Source organism: Flavobacterium collinsii (assembly GCF_946903285.1).
Lineage (GTDB): Bacteria > Bacteroidota > Bacteroidia > Flavobacteriales > Flavobacteriaceae > Flavobacterium > Flavobacterium collinsii.
In genome coordinates, this window is record NZ_OX336425.1 from 5213251 (window position 1) to 5237385 (window position 24135).

13 protein-coding genes are annotated in these 24135 nt (G+C 36.4%); 11 read left to right on the top strand and 2 right to left on the bottom strand.

Annotated features, from left to right (window positions below; translation table 11 throughout):
* Positions 1 to 4 precede the first annotated feature (4 nt).
* The 6 genes from OGZ34_RS20890 (at position 5) to OGZ34_RS20915 (ending at position 10022) form a co-directional block, all read left to right on the top strand.
* Positions 5 to 868: a Hint domain-containing protein gene (locus OGZ34_RS20890; RefSeq protein WP_263361603.1), complete on the top strand. Its 864-nt coding sequence runs from the start codon at positions 5 to 7 to the stop codon at positions 866 to 868.
* A 217-nt stretch (positions 869 to 1085) separates the two neighbouring features.
* Positions 1086 to 2633, top strand: a complete 1548-nt coding sequence (locus OGZ34_RS20895) for a hypothetical protein (RefSeq protein ID WP_263361604.1) — start codon at positions 1086 to 1088, stop codon at positions 2631 to 2633.
* A gap of 279 nt (positions 2634 to 2912) precedes the next feature.
* The gene (locus OGZ34_RS20900) at positions 2913 to 5324 is read left to right on the top strand and encodes a tail fiber domain-containing protein (RefSeq protein WP_263361605.1); all 2412 of its coding nucleotides are present in this window, start codon (positions 2913 to 2915) and stop codon (positions 5322 to 5324) included.
* Positions 5325 to 5485: 161 nt separating this feature from the next.
* Positions 5486 to 6556, top strand: coding sequence for a hypothetical protein (locus tag OGZ34_RS20905; protein ID WP_263361606.1), 1071 nt, complete (start codon positions 5486 to 5488; stop codon positions 6554 to 6556).
* Complete coding sequence (locus OGZ34_RS20910) at positions 6553 to 6891, top strand: SET domain-containing protein (protein WP_263361607.1); 339 nt, start codon at positions 6553 to 6555, stop codon at positions 6889 to 6891. The genes OGZ34_RS20905 and OGZ34_RS20910 overlap by 4 nt, the downstream gene beginning before the upstream one ends.
* Before the next feature lie 20 nt (positions 6892 to 6911).
* A complete protein-coding gene (locus OGZ34_RS20915) occupies positions 6912 to 10022 on the top strand; it encodes a tail fiber domain-containing protein (RefSeq protein ID WP_263361608.1) in 3111 nt (1036 codons plus the stop codon).
* Positions 10023 to 10408: 386 nt separating this feature from the next.
* On the opposite strand, the gene OGZ34_RS20920 is transcribed toward OGZ34_RS20915, so the two are convergent.
* Positions 10409 to 11392 (bottom strand): hypothetical protein, encoded by a 984-nt coding sequence (locus tag OGZ34_RS20920; RefSeq protein ID WP_263361609.1) that lies wholly within the window; start codon positions 11390 to 11392, stop codon positions 10409 to 10411.
* A 462-nt stretch (positions 11393 to 11854) separates the two neighbouring features.
* Between OGZ34_RS20920 and OGZ34_RS20925 the strand changes: the two genes are divergently transcribed.
* Complete coding sequence (locus OGZ34_RS20925) at positions 11855 to 12091, top strand: serine hydrolase (RefSeq protein ID WP_173966484.1); 237 nt, start codon at positions 11855 to 11857, stop codon at positions 12089 to 12091.
* A gap of 112 nt (positions 12092 to 12203) precedes the next feature.
* On the opposite strand, the gene OGZ34_RS20930 is transcribed toward OGZ34_RS20925, so the two are convergent.
* Positions 12204 to 14402 (bottom strand): alpha-galactosidase, encoded by a 2199-nt coding sequence (locus OGZ34_RS20930; RefSeq protein ID WP_263361610.1) that lies wholly within the window; start codon positions 14400 to 14402, stop codon positions 12204 to 12206.
* An 820-nt stretch (positions 14403 to 15222) separates the two neighbouring features.
* On the opposite strand from OGZ34_RS20930, the gene OGZ34_RS20935 reads away from it, so the two are divergent.
* The 4 genes from OGZ34_RS20935 (at position 15223) to OGZ34_RS20950 (ending at position 24124) form a co-directional block, all read left to right on the top strand.
* Positions 15223 to 18474: a SusC/RagA family TonB-linked outer membrane protein gene (locus OGZ34_RS20935; protein ID WP_263361611.1), complete on the top strand. Its 3252-nt coding sequence runs from the start codon at positions 15223 to 15225 to the stop codon at positions 18472 to 18474.
* A gap of 23 nt (positions 18475 to 18497) precedes the next feature.
* Positions 18498 to 20198: a RagB/SusD family nutrient uptake outer membrane protein gene (locus OGZ34_RS20940; RefSeq protein ID WP_263361612.1), complete on the top strand. Its 1701-nt coding sequence runs from the start codon at positions 18498 to 18500 to the stop codon at positions 20196 to 20198.
* 178 nt (positions 20199 to 20376) lie between these two features.
* Positions 20377 to 21810 (top strand): hypothetical protein, encoded by a 1434-nt coding sequence (locus OGZ34_RS20945; RefSeq protein WP_263361613.1) that lies wholly within the window; start codon positions 20377 to 20379, stop codon positions 21808 to 21810.
* A gap of 298 nt (positions 21811 to 22108) precedes the next feature.
* Positions 22109 to 24124, top strand: coding sequence for a hypothetical protein (locus tag OGZ34_RS20950; protein WP_263361614.1), 2016 nt, complete (start codon positions 22109 to 22111; stop codon positions 24122 to 24124).
* Positions 24125 to 24135: the final 11 nt, after the last annotated feature.

The following is a 24135-nucleotide window of genomic DNA, read 5'->3' on the forward strand; positions in this document are numbered from 1 at the left end:
AAATATGGGAAATACAGGATATAAATCTTTTGCAGACCTCGAATTGTACTACGAAGACGGAACTCCCACAGGACAGCCAACAAAACCAAATGTAGTTACAGATCCGGATTACATTGCTCCCGTTTTGGATACAACTACCTGCGTACCCAGTACAAGGTATTATAGTGAAGAAAGGAAATTAAGCGCGAAAAGAAACAACTGTGAGAGAGGATATAGTGGAAGTACGGTTGTATATACTTCTTATCCAAATCAATTTTTCTCTACCATAAGTCTGGCAGATGCTAATACTCAGGCGGACGACTGGTTAGCGGCTAATGTGCAAGCGTATGCCAATAACGCCGGAAAATGCGAAATTACCTATGTACCTCCGACTGGCGGTGGCGGTAGTGGCGGATGTCTTGTTGAAGGCACTCTTGTCACATTACCTGATGGTTCAAGAAAACCAATTGAAGAACTTACACTGGACCAACTATTACTTTCTGCCGAAATTGAAACTCTTAACGATACCAATAATGCTGAAGAGTTGTACAAATGGTCTTGCACCTATTTATCTGAAAACCGAATTACTTCTCCAATAACAAAACTTACACACAAAGTTGCTTATAAAACTATTATCGTTAATGACGGTTTATTTGAGGCTACCCCTACTCACCTGCAATTAGTTCAGCGCGATGGCTATTGGAAATTTATTGCATTGGGGGATATTGTTGTTGGAGATCATTTATACACAATAGACAGAGAAATTATACCGGTCACTGCTGTAACAATTAACTTGGAAAAACGAAATATCTACCCGATGACGTTGAATCCATTTCACACCTTTTTTGCAAATGGAATTTTAACCCATAACTACAAACAAGCAATGTAAACTGATTTTTAAAACAGAAAATCAACTTGACAAACAAAAATAGTTTCTCTTTTTAAAAACTTTACATCACTTTAATCCAAATTCCACAAAATTTTTTTTTTATTGACGATCAAAAAATCTTTAGAAGAAAAAAATAATAGGGAATTTGGATTTACGTGTTGTATGATTTTCAAGAAAAAACTTCAAATAGTTTATAATCTAAAAACAACAACGACAAATGGACACTAATCATAACAGAATAAAAATGGCAGATTTAGAAAAAAATCTGCCCAATAAATTTTTAACTACAAACAGCAAAGGGGAACTAGAATTTAGTGACATCAGCACTATTCAGGTAGAAGGTTACAATGCGCTTGATTATGTTGCTCCGGGAAAAGTTCTGGATGCAAGACAAGGAAAAATTTTAAAGAATTTAATAGATGATGTAAACCTTTTGGTTGCTTCTGATAATATCGGTCTTAATACAATTCAGAAAATAGCCGACGCCATCGAAACAGGGCGTATTCAGCTAAATAAAGTACTACTATTAGTTGCTTCTGATAATGTCAATCTTAATACGCTTCAGAAAATAGCGGATGCGATTGAAGCAGGACAAGCTTATTTAAATACACTATTAGTAAATGATTTAAGTACTGGTGGTACCGCAAAAGCATTAACTGCTGAAATGGGGAAGGTTATACAAAATAATAAAGTAGATAAAATTGCTGGTAAAAGTTTACTTTCTGACACCGAAATTGCGCGACTTGCAGCAGTGTCTAACTATACGCATCCTGCTAATCATCCGCCAGAAATTATTTCACAGAATAGTAATAATAGATTTGTAACGGATACTGAAAAAGCAAATTGGAACTCAAAAGCAGATTTGCTTTCACCTTCATTTACTGGCGTACCAACAGCTCCAACCGCCGCCTCAGGATCAAGAACAACACAATTAGCAACAAATGCTTTTGTAGCGAACGCTGTTTTAGCGCTTTCTAATGATACCATTTCTATATATGGCAATCAGAAAAAAACTGGAGTACTTTCCTTTGATAATGGTGCTAGTCAAGGTTTATCTCAAGGTATACGAACAAATTCCGGAGCGAATACACTTAGCGTGGGAGCCATCTTCGACGCTGCAGGTGGTACAGCAGTTTCATCTACTATTGCTTATGGAGCAACCGGATATAAAATAGACACAGAAGGAACTAATGGTATATTGATAAATTTAAAAGCACCATATATAAATCAAACGGGGATTAAGGTAAATGCTACTCCTGAATCTACTGCTATTCTTTATAGAGGTCAAAACAATGGAGTCGATACTTATACTGTCAATAAAACCGGAGACATCATTGCCAATACATTTACCGGGGGAGCAACCTTAACTGGAGTTCCCACAGCCCCAACTGCAGCACCGGGAACAAATACTACCCAAATTGCAACTACTGCTTTTGTTCAAAGTTTTACCAGACCCTATAAAGTATATACCGCTTTGTTAAGTCAGTCTGGTACCAATCCTCCCGTTGCAACTGTATTAGAAAACACTTTAGGTGGTCTACCTGTTTGGAGCAGAGCTGGTTTAGGCAGTTACTCCTGCACGCTAACGGGAACTTTCGCATCAAACAAAACAGTCGTTTTTGTCACTCGAACAGGAAATGTTAATACTTTATCAGCTTCACAAAATACAGCAGATAGCGTTTCATTAAGCTGTTATAATCCAGGAGGAAGTTCAGCTGAAATGAACTTAAATTTAGTATCATTTGAAATCAGGGTTTACAATTAAAAACACAACTAAAATACAGTATATCACTTTTTTTTTAAACTCAACATTACAAACAACGTTCAAAATAATTTATAATCGTACCCCAATCTTGATGAACAAAAATAACTCCTCCTTTTAAAAACTTTCAAGTATTCAATCCAAATTCTACAGAATAATTATTTTTTAAAATTAATGATTCAAAAATCTTTAGTCAATAGAAATAATGTAGAATTTGGATTTACTTGTATATAATTTCCAAGAAAAATTTCAAATAATTTATAGTTATCCAAAAACAAAAAAATGAATACTAATCATAACAGAATAAAAGTAGCAGATTTAGAAAAAAATCTGCCCAATAAAATTTTAACGACAAACAACAATGGTGAATTAGAATTTAGCGATGTAAACAATATAAAAACAGACAATTACAACTCCCTTGATTATATTGTTCCAGGTAAAGCTCTGGATGCAAGACAAGGAAAAATTCTTAAAGATTTAATCAATGAGGTAAATGGACTTCTTATTTCTGACCATATCGATTTAAATACACTTCAAAAATTAGGTGATGCAATTGAAGTGGTCCGCAATTCTTTAAGCACAATATTAGTAAACGATTTAACTTCCGGAGGTACTGCAAAAGCGCTAACTGCCGAAATGGGTAAAAGCTTGCAAAACAATAAAGTTGATAAAATTGCAGGCAAAGGTTTACTTTCTGATAGCGAAATTGCCCGTTTGGGAACACTTTCAAATTATGTGCATCCTGAAAGTCATCCTGCCAATATCATTATTCAGGATCCTGCTAACAGATTTGTGTCAGATACAGAAAAAATTTCATGGAATTCTAAACAGTCTACTTTGGGTTATACTCCTGAAAATACATCTAACAAAAACACTGTTAACGGCTATGCCGGTTTAGGTCCAGACGGAAAATTAATTTCGTCGCAGCTTCCTGCTATTACTATAAATGATACTTTTGTTGTAGCATCACAAGCAGCTATGTTAGCTTTAACTGCAGAAACTGGTGATATTGCGGTAAGAACCGATTTGAATAAATCTTTCATCCTGAAAGGCTCAAATTCAACTGTTTTAAATAACTGGCAGGAATTATTAACTCCTACCAGTGAAGTAACAAAGGTTTTCGGAAGAAATGGTGCTATTACTTCACAAGCTGGCGATTACAATGCAGATCAAATTACTGAAACTACATCAAGAAAGTTTCAAACTTCAAGTCAACAGACTTTTAATGATGCTACAAGTTCAATCCAGACACAATTAAACTCCAAAGCTTCTACAACAGGTTCGGGAGCTTCTGGTACATGGGGAATTAATATAACAGGGAGTTCCGGTTCTTTAAATAATGGATCTACTAATATTACTTTACAGGACGGATGGGCCAGAAATCAAACACAATATGGTTACATCGATTTTGGCCCTGCAAATAGTAGTCATGGGCACATTTACACTGACAGACCAAATTTTTATTTTAACAAAGAGCTATTGGTTCTAGGAAATACTGTTTGGCATTCAGGGAATGACAGTTCATTATTAAAGGGTTCCCCAAACAGCAGTACTCCGATTAATTCAAATTTTGCAATTGGAACTAATTCTAATCGAAATTTCATACAATCCCATAATGGAAATCCTCTTGATATTAATCCATTAGGAAATCCCGTCACGATAAATGGTAACACAGCATTGCATGTTGGAAATTTCAATCCAAATAATGTAGTCCAGGGCAAGAATGCAAGAGGCCGTTCCATATCAAAAAACAATGAAAATGCAAATACTTCAGACGAAGCAAATCCATCCGGTTTCTTTTACGGAAATACCGTTACCGGAATGCCGAATAACGATTGGTGGAATTGGATTAACATCGCAGGCTGCGACTGGTCAGGTACTGATGGTTATGGCTTTCAAATTGCTAACTCTTTTTGGAATGGTAGTTTATTGAGCAGAAATATGACCTCTGGCTCCTGGTCAGGTTGGAGGACTATTATGGATACAGAAAACTTTACTAATTATGCAGCTAAACTAAATGGCTCTAATGCCTCAGGAAATTGGCCAATAAGTGTGACCGGTAATTCGACTGGTTTTCCTTTTCAACCAGGAAACCAAATAAATACTTTGACAGGTAATATTTCGACAATTATCAGGGAAGAACAGCCATCATCCGGATATTACTATACCTCAACATTGCATATGGGTTCAGGTGATGGTAGACAACAGCTGACTATTGCCAGAGATGGTAGCGGCATGAAATTTCGAGGTAGTACTACTCATAATAGTGCTACAGACTGGACATCATGGAAAACTGTGTTAACAGATATTAATTATTCTGCATATTCGGCTTTCTCTGGCGCAATTACAGGTTCTTCTTTAACCGTTACTGGAGATGTTACTGCTTTTTCGGATGCCAGAGTTAAAAAAAACATCAGACCTATTGAAAATGTAATTGAGCGAATTCAGGCTTCAAGAGGGATCATGTATGATAGAATAGATAATGATCAAAAAGACAATATTGGATTTATTGCTCAGGAACTTGAAGAAACTTTTCCTGAATTGGTAATTACACGTGAAGATGGTACAAAAGCTGTTAAATATCAAAATGCAGTTGCTGTACTATTCGAAGCGGTCAAAAAACAACAGATACAAATTGAGGGTCAAGATAAAAAAATGAAACTTATTCTTAAACATTTAAACTTAAAACAATAATGGAACTACCTCTAAACGGACCTATAACAATGAACCAAATTAACAGTGCATTTGACAAGCCTTCTGGTTCTACAATTTCCTTAAATAGTGCATCAACAGGTGGTCTTGGTACTATAAATTCCAATTCACCTTATAGACCTAATGGATCAGTACCACACGCAATGTCAGAATTCCGAGGCTATAATACTGCAGCAACTGCTCGTTCTATAGTCATTACCGGGTTTAGTGGAGGGTACCTATATTTCACGGTCAGTGGGACTGGATATAATCCCTCAGAACTAACCATTAGCACAAGAACCGGCTCACAAAGTGGTCCCTGGACAGATAGTAAAGGTTCTTCAACTTCTCCCAGATTTGTCGGAATTCCATCAACCGATAGCTGGTATCAAATATTCGATCTGTCCATTCGAGATCTTTTTTCAAATACTTTTTTTGTAAGTGGTCTAGATACAACAGCACCTAGCGTCCCAACTGGATTAACTTGTGGATCCGGAGCGGGTAACCCTCAAACTTCAATAGCTATAGAATGGAATACTTCAACAGATAATGTTGCAGTAGCAGGGTATCAACTGCAAAGAAGAGTAAATTCTACCGGAACCTGGTCAACTAGATATACCGGAACCAATTACTATTATCAGGATACTGGTACTCGTAATACATATTATAATTATCAAGTCCGTGCATTTGACGCTGCAGGAAATTATTCAAATTTCTCTGCAATTGCGGGTTGGCAAACTGAAGGAGGTATCTCGTGTTTTGTTGAAGGGACTTTAATTACATTATCAGATGGTACTCAAAAAGCAATTGAAGCATTAACTGTAAATGAGTTATTACTTTCCGCTCAAATTGATACTTTAAAAGATACGAATGATACTGATAAATTATATAAATGGTCTTCCGATGATCTGACAGAGAATCGAATTACATCACCCATAACTCATATAGAACCAAAAATTGCACAGAAAATTGTCGTTATTAATGATGGATTATTAGAGGCAACGCCATATCACTCACAATTGATTCAACGTGATAGTATTTGGAAGTTCATCCCGATAGGTAATGTCATAGTAGGGGATAATTTGTACGGAATTAACAAAGAGATTATACCAGTAACCTCTGTACATATCCATTTAGAAAAAAGAATTATCTACCCTCTGTCAATGAGTCCTTCTCATACTTATTTCGCGAACGGTGTGTTAACTCATAATATAAAACCTGCAGATCCAAAATGAATTATATAATTAACCGTGATGATCTAAACAATATAAAAATAACAGTTAGTAAAAAGATCTTAACTGGAACGCTAATTGGTATTTGGCTCACTGACAAACCCATGAGTAAAAACTCCAGGTATTTATTACAAGAACAGATGGTTAAAGCATGGTGGGAAACAGATGATTTAGGAAGATACTGTAATCATTCTTTCATCCCCAATACCACTGTAATTTTTCAGCGTAATAAATTAATCCTAAAAGCGAACAGACAACTTAATTATGGGGAGGAGATATTGGTTGATTACAGAAAAAGCACAATTCACATAGGATATATCCCAAAAATATCTTTTTAAACGTTAAAAAAGCAAAACAAATGAATACCAATCACAACAGAATAAAAGTAGCAGATTTAGAAAAAAATGTTCCTGAAAAAATCCTGACTACTAATAATGATGGAGAGTTAGAATTTACTGACATCAGTACTCTTAAAATAAATAGTTACAATGCCCTTGATTACAATGTGGAAGGAAAAGCACTAGATGCCAGACAAGGTAAAATTTTAAAAGATTTGATTGATAGTATTAATAGGTTATTAGTCTCTGATCATGTTAATTTAAAAAACATACAGGAATTAGCTGATGCTATTGAGATAATCCAAAATTCACTGAATAACATTTTAGTAAATGACCTTACTTCCGGAGGATCGACAAAGGCTTTAACAGCCGAAATGGGGAAAAATTTGCAAAATAATAAAGTTGATAAAATTAATGGAAAAAGCTTGCTCTCTGATACAGAAATTGCACGTCTTGGAACACTCTCTAACTATGAGCACCCTGAAAATCACCCTGCTACCATCATTTTACAAGACCCAAATAATCGACTTGTAAGTGATACAGAAAAAGCCATCTGGAATGCTAAACAATCTTCTTTAGGCTTTACTCCTGAAAACGTGTCTAATAAAAATAGTGCTAATGGATATGCAGGACTTGGTGTTGATGGAAAGTTAATTGCGTCTCAACTTCCTTCTATTACAGTAAACGACACATTTGTAATTGCTTCGCAAGCAGCAATGTTATCGTTAAAAGCAGAAACAGGAGACATTGCTGTTAGAACGGATTTAAGTAAATCTTTTATTCTTAAAGGTTTAAATTCGGCTACCTTAGCTGATTGGCAGGAATTGCTAACTCCTACTAGTGCCGTGACAACAGTATTTGGTCGTAACGGAGCCATAACTTCTCAAACAGGTGATTACTCCGCTGATCAAATTGCAGAAACAACGAGCAGAAAATTTCAATCAGCAAATCAACAGCTGTTTAATGATGCTACAAGTTCAATTCAAACACAATTAAATTCTAAAGCTTCTGCTACAGGTTCTGGTGCATCTGGAACTTGGCCTATTAATGTAACTGGAAATGCAAATACCACAGGAGGTCTGGCCGTTCACTCTTCAACAAATAACGAGCCGAATAAAATTGTCAGAACCGATAGTAATGGTTACATCCAGGCAGGGTGGATTAATACAATTTCTGGCGATAATGGAACAAATACAATTAACCGAATTTATGCTTCAAACGATCAATATTTAAGATATTACACTCCAGCAAATTTTATAAAATCCTTAGGATTAGCCACAACCGAAACAAATAGATGGTATGATGGCTGGGTTACAGCTCCTGGTTATGATGCTAATACAATAGCTGAAAATAAGTCCGGATTTTCATATTCAAATAATTGTCCTTTGAGCGGGCAGTTAATTCATTTTGGTTCTGGCGGATATAGTTTACAATTAAATGCTAATTATGGATCTGGAATAGCAGATGTTAGATTTAGAACACATAATGGAGATATCAATACTTGGGGAGATTGGGGAAGATTTTTAACCAATGGTAATTATGCTTCATATTCAGCATTTTCCGGAATTGTCAGCTCAGGAAATGGTTTTCAAACTGCTAATTATGCTACTAATACAAGAAATAGAATTTGGTCATTCGGAGATGCTGACCAATATGGCTTAAGCTACTTTCAGGGGACTTCCGGTCAATACGGTACCGACTCTATTGGAATACATTTTGGCAATGCTACAAATGCTGCATCAAAATTTATTTTTGCTAGTAATGGCGATTTAAAGACAACAGGATTAACAAGCAGTACGGCTTTTGGAGTTACACAAACAGATGGCTCTGGTCAAGGCCTCTCTCTATATGCTGGTGCTGTAAATGGTAAACCAGCGTATGGCTTAATGTTTGCGACAACTTCCAATTACGGTGGGTACGGGGCTGTTAATGGAGATTGGGCAACCTATCTTACAATGGATGGAGCTACAAATCGAGGATGGATATTCCGCTCCATTAATACAAATGTTGCAAGTATTAGTGCAACTGGTGCATTTACAGGATCAAACTTTATTGGACCATTATCTGGAAACGCCAGCACATCAACTTTATCTAGCCAACTAAACTGGACCAATTACGGAGGTGGTCATACCATTTTCGATGCATCGTCATCATTATCACCTGCAGGTACATCTGTAAATAATGCAAATTCTCAAATTGCCTGGACCGCTACTTATCCTTCACTTATGGGATGGAATGGATCAAATACGTATGGGGTAAGAGTAGATTCTTCTAGAATTTCTGATAGATCAACACGAGCAAATGGTAATTTCTACATTGATGATAATTATGGTAACGGAATCGTTGGGGTGTATTCCTCGACAAGATATCAAGGAATTTATGCTATGGGAGATGCCTATAAGTTAGCGGCAGATGGCTCAGCTACAAATGATTGTTATGGACTAGCCTGGACACATCCTAATGTTGGCGGCCAATCAAAGGCGGGATTAAGTCATCAGCTATTGGTAATGGAGGCTGGAACTACAAAAACGGCAATTGGTACCGGAATTTGGACTTCAGGATCTGTTACGGGATCCCGATTTGCTGCTGGATTTGATGCCGGTGTCGCAAACTCATTTTCTTGTGATGGCTGGTTTAGATCTGGAGGCTCTTCAGGCTGGTACAATTCTTCTTATGGAGGAGGAATTTGGATGCAAAACACTACAAATGTAGAAATTTATGGAAATAAACAACTTTTAGTTAATAACAATATAACAGCTACCGGAGACGTAATAGCATATTATTCTGATGAGAGACTAAAAACAAGAAAAGGCAATATCATCAATGCTATTGATAAAATTAAGACATTAAACGGTTTTTATTACAAAAACAATAGTTTAGCAAAAAGTTTTGGTTATAAATGTACCGATTTGCAAATCGGACTCTCTGCCCAAGAAGTAAAAGAAATTTTACCTGAAGTCGTCACTATGGCGCCTTTTGACAGAGAAATCACAGAAAATGGAACTGAAATTTCTAAATCTGGCGAAAACTATTTAACTGTTAATTATGCTAAAATTGTGCCTTTACTGGTTGAAGCAATAAAAGAACAGCAATCTCAGATAGATTTTTTATTAACAAAAATAGGCAAATAAGTCGTTCGGCAATAATCTCGTCAAGTTTACAAAAAAGAGGCTATCCGAAAAGTATGAACTTCCTTTTATTATGTTATTGTTTTAAATTTTTACTTTAGTTCGACGCGGATAAAACAGATTTACTTCGTAAAAACGCGAATAAAAACAGATTTTCTAATGTATAGAATCCGTTTTGATCAGCGTCTTCGCTATAGCGAATTCGTAAAATCAGCGTTGAATTAAGACGTGTAATTTTTGCCAACCAAATAAACTTCTTTTAGATTATAATTCAATCTAAATTATTTATAAAAACAAGGCTGTCCTTACTTTTTGGACAGCCTCGTTTTTTATACCGGTTTGTTTTATTATAATCGGTTATGATTAAAAATCAAACAAACTGTAACGACCTAAAGATGTTTTATAACATAGTCGATAATATCTTTGATTATTTCGTCTACTGCATTTGCTTCAGGGTTAAATGTAGTTCCGTCAAAATATCTGGCATCAGTACCATTTCCAGTAGGAGAACGATGATGCACATCAATAGAATCTCTCCAAAAATTAGCATGATTTTTCCATTCTTCCCTATTTACCAAAGCTGGTTCTGTGAACCACAGATTCCATGACAACGTATTTCCCGGCTGAAGCATATTCCCTGAACCAAGATTAAAAGCTTTCATTATTAATTGATTGAAGCCATCCACTACTTTATCTTTGGTCAACTTAATATCTCCAATTTCAACTGCAAGGTAGGCCGTGGCAAATGCTTTATCATTATGTAACGCAAACGGAGGATTTTCGAATTCAGGATTTAATCCGTGTATTACTTTAAAAATTGGCTGATCAGGATTATTCTGCTCATGTGTAGTAACTCTTATTGCATTCTCTTTATTCAACGGGAATTTTGGAAAGCTATATTCCAATAGAGGCCAAATTTCTTTTATCTTATCCCCTTGCTGCTCGTTTGGTGTCAACCAAATTTTACCTTCAACAGTCATGTCTATTGCGACCTCTTTTGTCACTTCATTAACCCAACCTCTTTGACCGGTAACTGTAACCTCTACATTTATACAAATTTCATCTTTAAGCCACACTCCTTGTTGAGGGCAGATAACAGAATATACTCTTCCTTCATCCGTATAACCGGCTCTCGAAATATAAGGTGCAAATTGCTGATAACACCTTTTCGGATTGACACTGCCTTTTTGCGTTTCCCAACTAAACTCCGGCCACTTTACACCAAGCTGACGTTGTAAAAAATTAATATTATCCATATTACCTAACATCGGTAAAGAGGAAAGATCCCTGGTTGGATACAACATAGGGGAACCCGCTGGTGGAAATCCACCAACCCATCCGAGTGGAATGGGTGTATTTTCATTGTTTTGCATAATTGTTGACTATTTAGGTTTAAGTAATAAATCTAACCCAAAATAAAATCTCGCATCCACGTATAATTACCTGTTTTTAAAAAAAAATGTAATATTTAAGCTATAAAAAAAGTTATGAGTTAAGTACTTTGAAAAGCAAACTCTTTCTAAAACAACTTTAACAAAACTCCGAGCTTCTCTTACTAAACTGACGAATTCTAAGAAAGAAAAACAAGACCCAAAAAAAATAAGCCGTATTATTTTTCATATATCTATATTATTATTTTTACACAGATTACTGAATCAGTATTATTTAGGTAAATGCATTTTTTGAATAAATAAGATTACAAGAAACTGGCTTCTATCAATTTCCTTACTATCCTCTTCCTTTTGTCTGGCACAGACTTCAATACGATCCAATAAAAAAAAGCTACAACTGAAACCACCACTATCAAAAATGCAGCAGAAACGGCAGCAACCAAAATGACAGAAAAGCCTTTAAGTCATTCTATTTCAATAGGAATCCTTTATCACGGAAAAGAGTTTATTTGTCATTATGGGGAACTAGAAAAAGGAAAAAATAATGCTCCCAACAATGAAACAATCTATGAAATTACTTCATTAAGTAAAACTTTTACAAGAACACTGGCAGCAAAAACGGTCATTGATAAAAAACTAAATGTTGATGATAAAGTTCAGAAATATTTGATGAAATACTAAAAGACTAAAAACTGCTTACTATAAAAAAGCTCAAAATTATTGATACTAAAAAAGCCCTTCAAAGTGGAGTTTTCTCCATCGAAAGGCTTTTTGTTTATAGAAACTAATTCAACTATAATTCGGTAATTTCGAGGACGACGCTTGTTTCAACTTTAGAAGAGGAAACTCGTAATCCCACATTCATTAAATAATCTCCTGTAAAAGATTCTCCGGATTCTTCCAAAGATTTCTTTCCTTCGGGCATTAGATTGATTTCTTCTACTCTGTAGGTTTTATTTGGATCCAAACCCTCCAAACGAACAGAATTGTATTGCGGATCGTAAAGTGGATGAAGTGTATACGAAAACAATACGGCCTTGCTTTTTGACTCGTTTACATACATTAATACGGCACGGCTTTCGTCATAAGGAGAAATGATTCTATACAAATCACCATGCCAGATTACCGGGCTCAGTCGTTTATAATTGGCCACTGCATCCTGACAGTATTTCAATTCTTTTTCTTTAAGTTCTTTCACATTAATATCAAAGCCCAGCTTGCCCATCATGGCCACATCTGTTTTGAATTTAATCGATTGATTTCCCCATGATGTTACGTGATTACAAATCGAGAAAGCCGGAAAAAACTGTGAATAGCCCCATTGTATAAATACTCTATTGAAAGGATCGGTATTATCACTTGCCCAAAACTCTGTAAAATAATTAAGCAATCCGTAATCGGTTCTGCCGCCACCTCCGGCGCAAAGCATCATTGGTAAATTTGGATATTTCGTTTTAATTCGGTCCAAAACTTTATACAAGCCCTGGGTATATTCAATAAACAAATGCGACTGCTGGTTTTTTAAATAGGTGGAATAGGCATTGGTCATCATTCGGTTACAATCCCATTTAAAAAAAGCTACTCCCGAATTGGTCTGCATAATATCATCTACCGTCTTGAATACAAAGTCCTGTACTTGCGGATTGCATAAATCTAAAACCAACTGGGTACGGTAATAACTTTCAGGTCTGTTGGGCAATTTTAGTACCCAATCCGGATGTTTTTCATACAATTCACTCTTCGGATTAACCATTTCGGGCTCTATCCAGATTCCGAATTTCACTCCTGTTTTTTCTGCTTCCTGCATCAGGAAACCTATACCGTTTGGCAATTTTGTTTTGGTAGCCTGCCAATCCCCAAGACCTGATTTATCGCCACTTCTCGGATATTTATTCCCAAACCAGCCATCATCCAACAGGAACATATCAACTCCTAAAGTTTTGGAATCAGCAAACATGTCCGTTAATTTCTTTTCGTCAAAATTGAAAAAAGTAGTTTCCCAATTGTTCAATAAGGTCAGACGTGATTTTTCACCATCTTTTACGCCATATTTTTTAGCCCATGAATGCAGGTTTCTACTCGCCTGCCCTTTTCCTTTATTCGAGAAAGTATATATAAAAGAAGGCGTTGTAAATATTTTTCCTGGTTGAAGACTGTATTCAGAAGCAAATGGATTAATCCCCGAACTAATTCGAAGCGAATTTTTATTATCCAATTCAAAAGCAAACTTAAAATTTCCTGACCAGGCAATTGTACCGGCTACAAGTTCACCCGAATTTTCATTGGCTTTAGCATTAAGAGACAAAAAGAAAACCGGTGTTTGGTACATATTCGTACGAACTCCTAATTTGGAATCAATCACTTTTGTACCACTCGTTAATTCACTTTCCTGCATACGAACCTCTTTAGCCCAGTCTCCATGAAATTGAGTCAACCAATATTGATCGGCATCAAAATGCAACATCGATGACGCATAATTATACAACATAACCGCCTTTTTTTCGTGATGCACAATTTCCGTCCACTGTTCAATTGTATTTTCATTGTAAAATGCTTTATAATGCAGTGTGACTTCCACAGGATAAACAGGATCTTTAAGTTTTATAATCGTTTCGGTAGTATTGGCATCTATTTTTTGCGAACTATGACTTACATAATTTAATTCTAAAGAAGGATTTCCATCATTATGAGTTATTCTAATTGCCGGCTCAAACAAGTTTTCTGTTCCAAAAGTTGGATAGGCCTGATGCCTTAAATTAACCAAGGGGTTCCCGTCGTTTATAACAAATGACTTTGTATTCTCTTTTGAAACTGCGGCATATCCTAAGTTATCTTTGAGTTTCGTTCCTAAATAAGACTGATAAAGCAAGCCATTCTTTCCTACTTTTAAGATCAAAGCCGTATTTTGAGTTTCGATCTGAATTTGTCCATCTTGCGCATTAGCTTTACTAAACAAGATCGTAAGAGCTAATAGAAATAGTAGTTTTTTCATAAAATTTGTTTGGTAATAGTAAGTGGTTCTTTCTTATATATGGTTTGCAAAATTCTTTAGTAGTAACACCTTTTCACTGCTTTACATCCTGAAATCCCAATTGCATCATAGTGTTCTTTTATTTACGCTAATCATTGATTAAAAATGAGTTCCAAAAGTATAATAATCACACGTTTCCCCATACCAGTACCTACCAGTTTATTTCGGTGCATTGTAAAAAGTAGTTTATTCAAATCGTATTAAATTTTTAATTCTAATACTATATTATCCACTTTTGCCCCTCAAAAAGGTTAATCTTACCAGTAAAGCAAAAAATCTAATGCAATATCATTTTATAGTTTTTGAAAAGAAAATAAACTTTTTTTACCTTCAAAATTACTCTTTCACAAATCCGGAAAAGGGCTTTATAACAAGAGCATTTTAATATTACATAAGATATTACCAGCTTTTTAATTTATCCTGAAAACCACCTCTTTTTTTCTTGTTGCAGGACAATCCAGTCACCACATGAGCAATAAAAATAGGAAAATTCCTCGATTACAAATGATTTTACGTTTTGTGCTTTATATTCATATATTATCCACTTTACTTTTCATATTAATTTATTTTTAAACTATTTTTTAAACATATCGTAAAAAAACTGGTAGGTACTGGTATGTAAGAGTGTCGAACATTTATACTTTTGGTTTTCACATTGATCTCTTTTTCAAACACAAACAATCAAGTACTCCACGCATCTTGTTTGTTTTAAAAAGAAAAAAAAGCGATTCAATAGGACAAATTAGAGAGTTCATTACTAACCAAAACCACTAAGAAAACCATGAAATTATTAACCAAAGACAAGCCAAAACACAATTGGCTTACTACTGAGATCTGGAAGGTTACCAAACTAACATCGGGATTTCTATTCGCTATGACCATACAGGTTTCTACCGCAGCGGAATCTAAAGACATCAAACTTTCTTCGAAGTTTATCAACGCTCCACTTATCGAGTGCAATGCAACCAGCAGGAAATTAGCTATTGACAGACTAAGTACAACAAACAGTTCCGCCCTTTTATTCACAGAACAAAAAACAATCAAAGGGAAAGTAACCGGTACAAAAGGAGAACCACTTCCGGGGGTTAACATTCTGATAAAAGGAACAAAAATTGCCGTGACTACAGACTTCGACGGTAACTTTTCAATAGACGTTCCGGATTCCGGTAGCATACTGGTTATTTCATTTACCGGTTTTGTAACCAAAGAAGTTACCGCCGGGAATGCCTCAAATATCCAGCTTGAAGAGCAAAATCAAACCTTAAATGAAGTGGTTGTTGTGGGATATGGAACTCAGAAAAAAGGTTCTACAACCGGAGCAATTGCCTCTATTAAAGGCTCGGCCCTGACACAAAATGCTTCAGCAAACGTTTCAAACGGTCTTGCCGGACGTGTGTCGGGAGTAATTGCCAACAATCGTTCGGGAAGACCCGGTGATGACAGTTCCAGCCTTTTGATTCGAGGATTTAATTCCTTTGGAGGAGGTACCAGCCCACTGGTAGTTGTAGATGGTATTCCGGATCGCGACCTGAACAGAATCAATCCCGATGATATTGAATCAGTTACTATTTTGAAAGATGCATCGGCTGCAATCTATGGAGTTCGTTCTGCCAATGGAGTAATCCTTGTTACCACCAAAAGAGGTAAAGTTGGAAAACCAACGATTAAAATTGATGGTTCTTATGGTATTCAGCAATTAACAAGAATGGACCAAAGGGTTAATTCCTGGCAATACATGACGTATTACAACGAACTGAATGCCAACAAAGGAACAACACTTCCTTATACGCAATCTGATATCGACAAATACAAAGCGGGCAACGATCCTAATTACACAAGTACAAACTGGTTAAAAGAAGTGTACCGAAAAGATGCTCCACAGGCTAACGTTTCTCTTTCTGTAAATGGCGGTAATGAACAGGTAAAGTATTTCTTTTCCGGTCAGTATTTAAATCAGGAAAGTAACCTTAGAAACAGTGACGAAAGATACAGACAGTTTAACTTAAGATCGAATATTGATGTTAATATCTCTTCCAATTTAAAAGTTAACCTGGATATTGCAACCCGCAAAGAGGATCGAAATTACCCGGCAGTCAGTATTGGAAGCATCATGCACGAAACGGTAAGTATGTATCCTTTTATTCCGGCTTACTGGAAAAATGGTTTGCCATCTTCAGGAATTGCAAACGGAAGAAACCCAATCTTAATGTCTTCTTCGGCGGCTGGTTATGACAAAGTGGTAAACTTAATTGTAAATCCAAAAATAGGGTTCGACCTAAAACTGCCTAAGATTACAGAAGGGCTTTCTTTGAACGGTTATGCAGCATTTGATTACAATGTTCGCAGTCAGAAAAAGTTCACCAAACCATGGGATGCTTATTCTTATGATAAGACAAATGATAGTTACAATAACGTAAAAAACAGTACGAGTATAACGAGTGTATTGCAAAACGAGCAAATTACGAATCAAAATACTTACTTCTTAAAATTAGCTTACGATCGTAAATTCAACAAACATGGTTTTAATGCTTTTGTGGGATACGAACAAACTACTACTGACAAAACTGAAACAATCGCTTATAGAAGAGATCTGTTAAGTGATCAGCTAGATCAAATTTTTACCGGAGGTACAAAAGGACAAAATGCTACCGGAAGTGCTTATCAGGACGGAAGACAAAGTTACCTGGGCCGTATTGCTTATAATTATGATAATAAATATTTTGCCGAAGTTTCCTCCCGTTACAACGGATCTTTCAACTTTCCGTCAGCAACTCGTTGGGGATTATTCCCTGCCATTTCAGCAGGTTGGAAAATATCTGAAGAGTCCTTTTTCAAAAACAATATCAAAGCAATCGATCAGCTTAAATTGCGAGCATCCTGGGGAAAAATGGGTAATGACGATTTAGGCGAATGGATTAACGGTGTATTTTATCCAAACCAGTATCTTTTCTTAACAAGATATCAGTTAACTACAAATCAGCAGAATTACAGTTACTTTGGTTCAGATTATACCTTAAACAATAGTATCTATCTTTCGGCTACACCAAACCCTAATATTACGTGGGAAGTACAACACTCTACAAACATTGGACTTGACTTTGGATTCTTAAACAACAAATTAACCGCCACTTTTGACTATTTCAGCAACAAAAGATCTGATATTTTAACGGCCAGAAATGCGTCTGTGCCTCTATACACCGGATTGGCACTTCCGAAAGAGAATATTGGAGAAACGGTTAACAGAGGTGTTGACTGGTCTTTAAATTATGCAGACACAAGTAATCCATTCAAATACAGTGTTGGTTTTAATCTTACTTATGCACAAAGTGAAGTGCTGTTTCGTGACGAGGCTTCGAACATTCCTGAATGGCAAAAATCAACCGGAAAAGCAATCGATTCCTGGTTAGTATACCAAACAAACGGAATTTATCGCACTCAGGCAGATGTGGACAATTCTGCTCATTTTGAAGGTGCAAAACCGGGGGATATTTGGGTAAAAGATACAGATGGTGATGGTAATATAACTTCAAATGATAAAGTTAGAATTCCACAATCGGCTACGCCAAAAATTGCCTATGGTATTCCGATGAGAGCTGAGTACAAAGGCTTTTCTATCGACTTACTTTGGACAGGGCAATCAAAGGCCAAACAAATGATTCTTCCGCAAGGACAAGGAGCGATCGTAGCACCGCCAACATGGTTGTACAATGACAGGTATACAGCAGACAATCCAAATTCTAAATATCCTGTAGCCTTTAACGATTCTGATAACAGAAATAATATTCCGGCCGATTTTTGGTTGAGAGATGCCTCTTTCTTTAGATTAAAATCATTAGAAGTATCCTATGTTTTACCGGAAAAATCTCTTTCCAGATTTGGAGTACTGAACATGAGAATTTACGCTGGAGGAACTAATTTGTTTTCTATCGATCATATGAAACAATACAACTTAGATCCTGAAACCAACAATACAACAGGAGTAAATTATCCGCAAACCCGAATCTACAGATTGGGTGTAACTATTGAACTATAATGTTGCCACAAAAAAAATCTGACATGAAAAATTATAAAAATAATAACCAAATCAATATAAAAAAGAAGGTGCTTATTCTTGCCTCTTTTATTATCGCAATCACCTCTTTTACATCCTGTAGCGAAGATCCGCTGGACAAAGTTCCTTTGGATTCGTATACAGATGCAACAGTTTGGAATGATCTGAAACTTGCTGAAGCTTTTGCAAACAATCTGTACAATGTTTTACCGAGCACGCAACACAATTGGAACAACAAAACAAACCGCAGCTGGATTTTGTCTACTGCCTGTGACGAAGCTTTTAATAATTTTAACGATTATGACATCTGGACTGTAAATTCAGGAGCGCTGACACCCGATAATGCAAGTGATTTTGATATCTGGAAACCTACCTATGCTACAATTCAAAACTGTAACATCTTTTTGTCCCGAATTGATAACGTTCCGGGAGACGAAGCCGCACGCAAGAGATTAAAAGGTGAAGTGCTTTTTTTAAGAGCTTATGCTTATTTTAAACTAACAAGTGATTACGGCGGAGTTCCGCTGATTACAACTCCTTTTGATTTAAACAGTAATTTTAAAGTAGATCGCAGTACGTATGAGCAATGTGTTGATTTTGTCGTTACCGAGTTAGACAAATCTGCTGAATTATTGCCATTAGCGACTTCCAGTCTTGGAAGAATTACAAAAGGTGCCGCACTTGCAATTAAATCAAGAGTATTACTTTATGCTGCGAGTCCTCAATGGAATACTACTAACGATATTTCTAAATGGAAAAAAGCATCAGACGCAGCAAAAGCTGTTATTGACTTAAACATCTATCAACTTTATGATAAAAAGTATGAAGATCTTTTTACTACAAACAATTCAGAGATTATCTGCTCCCGTTTGTCCAGTAAAGACCCACAATGGAGCGCTTTTAATGGTGTAGAAATGTTTAATTCTCCAAGTGGTTTTCACGGTTGGGCCAATTTTGCGCCAAGTCAGAGTCATATCGACGCTTACGGAACTGCCGACGGAAAAGATATTACTGATCCCACATCTGGTTATAATCCACAAAAACCTTATGTAAACAGAGATCCCCGTTTTTACAAAAACATTGTGTACGACGGACGTGCTTATGGAAAACCTGAATTTTTTAAAGATCGTTATGATGCAGGAAGTTCCAATAAAGCAGAGTTTTATGAAGGCGGATTAGATTCTCCTCAAGGTTGGGATACCTGGAATGCCAGCAAAACACGTTACACCTTTCGCAAATACTGTGACACAACATACAATTACAATAGCGAAACACAAACCAACAAAGCCTGGATTATTTCCCGCTTAGGCGAAATTTACCTGAACTATGCCGAGGCACAATTCAAACTGGGCAATGAAGGTACGGCAATTCAATATTTAAATGCGATTAGACAACGTGCCGGAATAACAAATCCGCTGACAGGTCTAACCGGTATAGCTTTAGAGAACAAAATCCGCAATGAAAGACAGGTTGAATTATGTCTGGAAGGATTTCGCTATTATGATGTTCGCCGTTGGAAAATTGCCGAGCAAACGGAAAATAAACCTTTAATGGGAGTCGTAATTACCAAAAATGGAGATGGGTCAAAAACCTATACCTATACTAAAGTGCAGGATCGTTTTTTCAAACCTCAGCATTACTTATTACCAATTCCGAGGGATGAAACGAACCGAACCAATCTAACTCAGAATCCAGGTTATAATTAGAATTTAGGATCACAACACTCCCTAAAGTATAATTTATAAGAATTTAATTATCAGTCTCATGGTTTATAGTCGATCGAAAAAACTGGTAATTCTGCAAACCCACTCTGAAAATTGTGTGGGTTTGCTTTTAAAATTTTACTTCTAATGGTAAAAATCAATTCCAATAAAAAATAGCTACATGAAGAGTCGATTTATAATTATAGTTGCAAATTGCTGTCTCTTTTTTACTGCATTTGGCCAAAACACTACAACTTTCAAATCATCAGATCCTGCTATAGAGCTTGCTTTTAACCGTGCAAAAACGATGGCTCTAAGCTACAAAGGGAACTCAAATGATCCGGTTGGACCCTGGTATGAAGCAGCACTTCCGTCCCGATCCGCTTTTTGTATGCGGGATGTAGCGCACCAAAGTATTGGTGCGGAGATACTCGGATTACATAAAGAAAACAAAAACATGCTTTCGCTCTTTGCCAAAAACATTTCAGAAAGTAAAGACTGGTGTTCGTACTGGGAAATCAATAAATATGGGAAACCGGCACCGGAGGATTACAGAAACGACAAAGAATTCTGGTATAATTTAAACAGCAATTTTGATGTAATGTTTGCCTGTTGGAAATTGTATTTATGGACAGGAGACGAAAGCTATATCAAAAATCCTGAATTTGAAAACTTCTTCGAAAAATCAGCCACCCTCTATATTGAACGCTGGGTACTCGATGCGGACTCGTTATTAACAAGACCAGAATTCCCAAACGCTACTTTACCGTTTAACATAAAAGACGATTTCCATAAATGCCGTGGACTTGCCTCCTACTCTGAAGGAATTCCGGGTTTAAAAATGGGTGTAGATTTAGTTGCGGCAATTTACCGTGGCCTGCTCACCTACTCTGCTATTTTAAAACAAAAAGGAGAGGATGAGAAAGCAAAATTATTTGAAAAAAAAGCCGCAAAATACAAACAACAAATCGAACAGACCTGGTGGGACAATACCAACTCAACCTATAATGTTATTTATACCAGTAACGGAAATTTTAGTAAAGACGGCGGTGAACTCTTTCTCTTATGGTTTGATGCTTTAACGGACGCTGCCCGAACTAAAAAAACAATCGAACACCTTATTTCCCAAAAAACCAATGTCGAAAATTTATCTTATCTCCCTTATCTACTATACAAATATGGTTTTGGAGATAAAGCTTATGAATATATTTTACACTTAACGAATCCCACTACAGAAAGAAGAGAATATCCTGAAGTTTCGTATGGTGTAATCGAAGGCATTGTTCATGGTTATATGGGAATAGAACCTGATGCAACCACAAAAACAATAACGACTTTATACCATGGTAAAAACAACACCACAGCTGAATTAGATAACTTACCCATTTTAAATACACTACTATCTGTAAAACAGGAAAGCAAGAAAACGACGCTACATAACAAGGGAAATAACACAATTCAATCCCGAATTATGTTCTCCGGAAATTATGAAACCATACTTCTGAACAATAAAAAAATTACCGCCAGCCACAAAAAAGATGATAACGGAAATTCCTATACATTTGTTGATGTCCCGCTACATTCCGGACAAATAGCAACTGCATCTTTAAAATAATAATAAAACAACTAAAAAATTTATCTAATAAACAACACAAACAAATACTACTAATACGATAAATAATAAGCTGCTGGCGGTAATTATTTTTTAAAACACATAGAAACATAGATTTTAACCCCTGAAAAAGACGTTTCACTTAATTAAAAATACAGATAGATTAACTATGTGAAAGAAATGTATTTATTTAGACACTCTTCTAATTAAAAATAAATACTATGTTTCTGTGTGTTTAAATTAAATTTTACATCATATAAAAACAATACAAGAACAAACCGTAATTTTAAAAATAAACTTAATGAAGAGATCCTTTCAAAAAAGACAAAAACACATTCTATTTGCCATTGTCGCTTTTTGTTCCATAGTGGGAAAAACATTTTCGCAGGATGATCGTCGTTGGCAAATCAACCAGGATGGTACTATTTCCTGGCAAATAAATAATAATATTCCGCATGATGATCATATCGAAATGAGTGGTAAGAAAGTTTCCTGCGTGCTAAGATACGGTGTTGCTGCTGACGGTTCGTTCCATGCTACCCGCAGTTTGGTCTGGCCAATGCTCAGAACAATTCCTAATAATACACATGCCAGTTTAACGCGCCAGTTTGCGCAAGATGGTTTCAATCTGGTAACCGTGAATTATAAACCTATTACGGCAGAAAAAGTGGTTTCGCTAAGCCTTGACGGAACATTGCTTGTTAAGAGTAAAGCCGGTAATACACTGGAATTAACCAGACAATTTTTCCCTTCAACCACTTTGGCAGGTTATTGCGAAATTTATACCCTAAAAAACATCTCTGAGAAAAACTGTGTTGTAGAAATTCCAAAATCGAATGCAATTTATACCACAGATCCAACAAAGGGAACAGAAGGCAGTTATAAGTTGCATGTCGATCTTTTTAATTCAGGAAACTATACTCTTAAAACAAATGAAACCATTAGTTTTTCTGTTTTCTACTCCGGTGTTAAAGCAAATGAACAAGTTCCTGTTGCTAATATTGACGAAGAAAAAAACAAACGCATTCAATTTACGAATGAAATATGGAGTAAACTGATCTTAGAAACACCCGATCAGGTTTTGAATACAGAATTTGCTTTTGCTAAAATCAGAGCTTCCGAGAGTATTTTTGAGACCAAAGGCGGTCCTATGCACGGCCCGGGAGGGGAATCTTATTATGCGGCCATTTGGGCAAATGATCAGGCAGAATATATCGGTCCCTTCTTTCCTTTTTTAGGATATGATTATGGGAACCAGGCCTCACTAAATGCTTATCTGCAATTTGCAAAATTCATCAACAAAGAATACAAACCCATTCCGAGTTCGATTGTTGCCGAAGGAACTGATATCTGGGCCGGAGCCGGTGATCGTGGCGACGGAGCTATGATTGCCTACGGAGCTGCACGCTATGCTCTTTCGAGAGGAAATACAGATGAAGCCAAACAATTATGGCCTTTGATTGAATGGTGTCTTGAATATTGTCATAGAAAACTAAATGCTGATGGCGTAGTCACTTCAGATTCTGATGAGCTCGAGGGGCGTCTACCTGCCGGAAAAGCCAATCTCAACACCTCATCTTTGTATTATGATGCTTTAAATTCTGCCGTTTATCTGGGTAAGGCTTTAGGAAAAAACGAAGCGCAACTGAAAACCTACAAAGCAGAGGCTGAAAAATTAAAAACAGCTATTGAGAAATATTTTGGAGCTAAAGTGGAAGGTTTTGAAACCTACAAATACTACAAAGAGAATGATGTTTTAAGAGCCTGGATCTGTACACCGCTCGCAATGGGAATGTACGATAGAAAAAGCGGAACTATAAACGCCCTATTCTCTCCTCGATTATGGACCAAAGATGGTCTTGCCAGCGTAGCCGGTGATAAAATTTTCTGGGATCGTTCGACATTATATGCCTTACGAGGAGTTCTGGCTGCCGGAGAAACCGATAAAGCACTGGATTTTTTGCATTACTATTCCAACCGTCGTTTGCTGGGAGATCATGTTCCGTATCCTGTTGAAGCCTATCCGGAAGGCGATCAGCGTCATCTTTCAGCAGAAAGCGGTTTATATTGCCGAATTTTTACCGAAGGGTTATTTGGTATCCGACCTACTGATTTACACCGTTTCGACCTCACCCCACGTCTTCCGAAATCCTGGTCTGTTATGAAAATGCGCCATATTAACGCATTCGAAAAAGATTTCGATATTACGGTGGAGAGAGCAGATAAAAAACTTAAAATAACAATCTCCGAAGGCAAAAAAATTATTACCAAAAAAATTATTGAAGACGGAAGCACAATCAATATCAGTCTTCAGTAAAATAAAACAAG

What these genes read in the sequence shown, in the direction of transcription:
- OGZ34_RS20950 (WP_263361614.1), top strand. Translation starts at nt 22,109, where the DNA reads ATGAAGAGATCCTTTCAAAAAAGACAAAAACACATTCTATTTGCCATT.
- OGZ34_RS20930 (WP_263361610.1), bottom strand. Translation starts at nt 14,402, where the DNA reads ATGAAAAAACTACTATTTCTATTAGCTCTTACGATCTTGTTTAGTAAA.
- OGZ34_RS20915 (WP_263361608.1), top strand. Translation starts at nt 6,912, where the DNA reads ATGAATACCAATCACAACAGAATAAAAGTAGCAGATTTAGAAAAAAAT.
- OGZ34_RS20935 (WP_263361611.1), top strand. Translation starts at nt 15,223, where the DNA reads ATGAAATTATTAACCAAAGACAAGCCAAAACACAATTGGCTTACTACT.
- OGZ34_RS20945 (WP_263361613.1), top strand. Translation starts at nt 20,377, where the DNA reads ATGAAGAGTCGATTTATAATTATAGTTGCAAATTGCTGTCTCTTTTTT.
- OGZ34_RS20940 (WP_263361612.1), top strand. Translation starts at nt 18,498, where the DNA reads ATGAAAAATTATAAAAATAATAACCAAATCAATATAAAAAAGAAGGTG.
- OGZ34_RS20910 (WP_263361607.1), top strand. Translation starts at nt 6,553, where the DNA reads ATGAATTATATAATTAACCGTGATGATCTAAACAATATAAAAATAACA.
- OGZ34_RS20905 (WP_263361606.1), top strand. Translation starts at nt 5,486, where the DNA reads ATGTCAGAATTCCGAGGCTATAATACTGCAGCAACTGCTCGTTCTATA.
- OGZ34_RS20925 (WP_173966484.1), top strand. Translation starts at nt 11,855, where the DNA reads ATGACAGAAAAGCCTTTAAGTCATTCTATTTCAATAGGAATCCTTTAT.
- OGZ34_RS20900 (WP_263361605.1), top strand. Translation starts at nt 2,913, where the DNA reads ATGAATACTAATCATAACAGAATAAAAGTAGCAGATTTAGAAAAAAAT.
- OGZ34_RS20895 (WP_263361604.1), top strand. Translation starts at nt 1,086, where the DNA reads ATGGACACTAATCATAACAGAATAAAAATGGCAGATTTAGAAAAAAAT.
- OGZ34_RS20920 (WP_263361609.1), bottom strand. Translation starts at nt 11,392, where the DNA reads ATGCAAAACAATGAAAATACACCCATTCCACTCGGATGGGTTGGTGGA.
- OGZ34_RS20890 (WP_263361603.1), top strand. Translation starts at nt 5, where the DNA reads ATGGGAAATACAGGATATAAATCTTTTGCAGACCTCGAATTGTACTAC.